Below are 2,107 nucleotides of genomic sequence, written 5' to 3'. Positions count from 1 at the left end.
CCGGGCGAGGGGGTGGCGCGCTACTCGACATGGAGATCGAGCGGCTGACGCAGCACCACGACGCGCATCGAGGCTGTTGGCGACAAACCGGCTCTCCGCTGCTTCGCCCGAATTTTCGCTGCCACAGCTAGCAGGAAAGCCGGGCAGGCTTCAACCACATTTATCTGACAAATCAGATGATATGGACAGCATAACCCCGCTGAGCTATCAACCCTGACCGTTTCAACGCTGGCGTGCGGATTCATGGGCCGGGACTTGGCAGGCAATCAAACCTCGTCGGTGACCGATGAGATAACCAACATTCTCGGCCGCGAGATTCTCGGCGGGCTCTTTCCACCCGGCGCCACGCTGCTTGGCGAGGAGGAGGTCTGCGTCCGCTTCGGGGCCAGCCGAAGCGCAGCGCGTGAGGCGGTGAAGATCCTGTCGGCCAAGGGCCTGCTGCTCACAAGGCCGCGCCGCGGATCGCGCATCCGGCCGATGAAGGACTGGAATTTCTTGGACCCGTCGGTGCTGGGCTGGCTGCGCGAGAGCGCTACGCCGCGCCATTTCATCATCGAACTGCTGGAAGTGCGCCTCGCACTCGAAGGCGAGGCGGCGGCCCTGGCCGCGAGCCGGAATGACACCAACGAGATCGCCGCCATCCGCGAGGCCTTCGAGGCGATGCGGGCGGCGTCCTCCGGCCAGGGCGATCCGGTGTCGTCGGACGCCGCCTTCCACGAGGCGGTGCTGGCGGCCACCGGCAACCGCTTCTTCCTGCCGCTATCGGCATTGATCCACACGGCGCTGCAATACAGCGTGCCGACCACCAATGCGCTCTTCGGTCACCCGGTGGGCGATCTCCACGCTCATGGAAAGGTGCTGAGGGCGATCGAGGCGGGCGATGCCGCCATGGCGCGCCAAGCCATGCACGAAATGCTGAGCGAGGTGCTGGCCCGAGTCCGCAGCGCGGTGGAATTGACGGGCGCGTCCTAGTCGTGCGGGGCGTTCGCTCCGAGCGCCAGGAAGGGCTGTCCGCGTAGCAATCCACAAGGCGAGCATCCAGCGCTTCCGGCCGATCATGATGCGACCTTTGCGGCCCTGCTCGGCGCGCTGCCACTGGCGCTCGAGACCGGCACCGGGCGGAACTGCGCCAGCCGCTCGGCGTCGCGATCGTCGGCGGCCTCATCGTCTCGCAGTTGCTTACGTGCTCGCCCGCCCTCTGCCGGAGCGCCACATCGATGCGTCGCGGGGTGGCATTTTCCGTCGCATTTTCGGTCGATCGTAGGTGCTGCCGGGGGAGCGGCAGCACCGATCTGCGCCCCGGTCTCAGCGCTTCGGACCGAAGCCAGGATAGGGGTTGAGCGGCACGATCGCCGCGATGTCCATCATGCCGGCCTCGATCAGCGGCAGCGTGGCGAGATGGCCGCGCACCTCCTTCTCGTCCGCCGCCTCGAACATCATGCCGCTGCCGGGGATGTCGCCGCGGTTCCAGATCTGGCGCACGGCGCCTTGCGCATAGAGGGTCTTGCGCTGCTCGGACTCGGGTGGCAGCAGCGGCGCGAAATCGGCGTCGCTGAACTTTTCGGTGTTGCGGGTGAGAAGGGCAAAGAACTGCATGGCGGTCTCCTTTGTGGCCGGTTGATGCGGGAGGTATCGCGCCATATGATCAGACTGTCCAAGACTGATTAGGATAAAGTTCAGACCTTGAAGGACTTGAGCCATCGGAGCAACAAATGCTCGACCTGCGCCAAATCAGATATTTCGTCGCCGTCGCCGAGGCCGGCAATGTCGGCCGCGCCGCCGAGCAACTGCACATCTCGCAATCGCCCTTGAGCCGGCAGATCATGCAGCTCGAGGAGCAGCTCGGCGTGGCGCTGTTCGAGCGCGCCAGGCAGCGTGTCCATCTCAACGCCGAGGGCAGGGCCTTCCTTGCCGAGGCTCGCTCGCTGCTTGTCAACGCCGCCCGGCTGGAGGAGCTCGGCCGCAACCTTGCCAGCGGCGCCGCCGGCAGCCTTGCCATCGGCTATGTCGAGGGCGCGGTGCATGCCGGGCTGGTCGCCGACATGCTGCGCGAATTCCGCCGCCGCGAGCGGCCGGATTTCCGTCTGCAATTGAAGAGCCGCCGCAC

At 66.0% G+C, this 2,107-nt stretch carries 3 protein-coding genes and 1 pseudogene; 3 read left to right on the top strand and 1 reads right to left on the bottom strand.

All coding sequences use genetic code 11. The features are described 5' to 3' along the window. The first annotated feature begins 279 nt into the window (after positions 1–279). Positions 280–972, top strand: a complete 693-nt coding sequence (locus tag EOA29_RS34180) for a FadR/GntR family transcriptional regulator (protein WP_189479083.1) — start codon at positions 280–282, stop codon at positions 970–972. Between the two features lie 46 nt (positions 973–1,018). Next, positions 1,019–1,184, top strand: a pseudogene (locus tag EOA29_RS43460) (efflux RND transporter permease subunit); the annotation flags it as partial. 121 nt (positions 1,185–1,305) lie between these two features. On the opposite strand, the gene EOA29_RS34175 reads toward EOA29_RS43460, so the two are convergent. Then, the gene (locus EOA29_RS34175; RefSeq protein ID WP_127222245.1) at positions 1,306–1,596 is read right to left on the bottom strand and encodes a muconolactone Delta-isomerase family protein; all 291 of its coding nucleotides are present in this window, start codon (positions 1,594–1,596) and stop codon (positions 1,306–1,308) included. 116 nt (positions 1,597–1,712) lie between these two features. Between EOA29_RS34175 and EOA29_RS34170 the strand changes: the two genes are divergently transcribed. Beyond that, positions 1,713–2,107, top strand: a 395-nt coding sequence (locus EOA29_RS34170; protein ID WP_127222244.1) for a LysR family transcriptional regulator, incomplete at its 3' end; no start/stop codon positions are given.

Source organism: Mesorhizobium sp. M1E.F.Ca.ET.063.01.1.1, from assembly GCF_003998155.1.
Taxonomy (GTDB): Bacteria; Pseudomonadota; Alphaproteobacteria; order Rhizobiales; family Rhizobiaceae; genus Mesorhizobium.
This window is presented reverse-complemented; position numbering and strand designations above follow the sequence as displayed.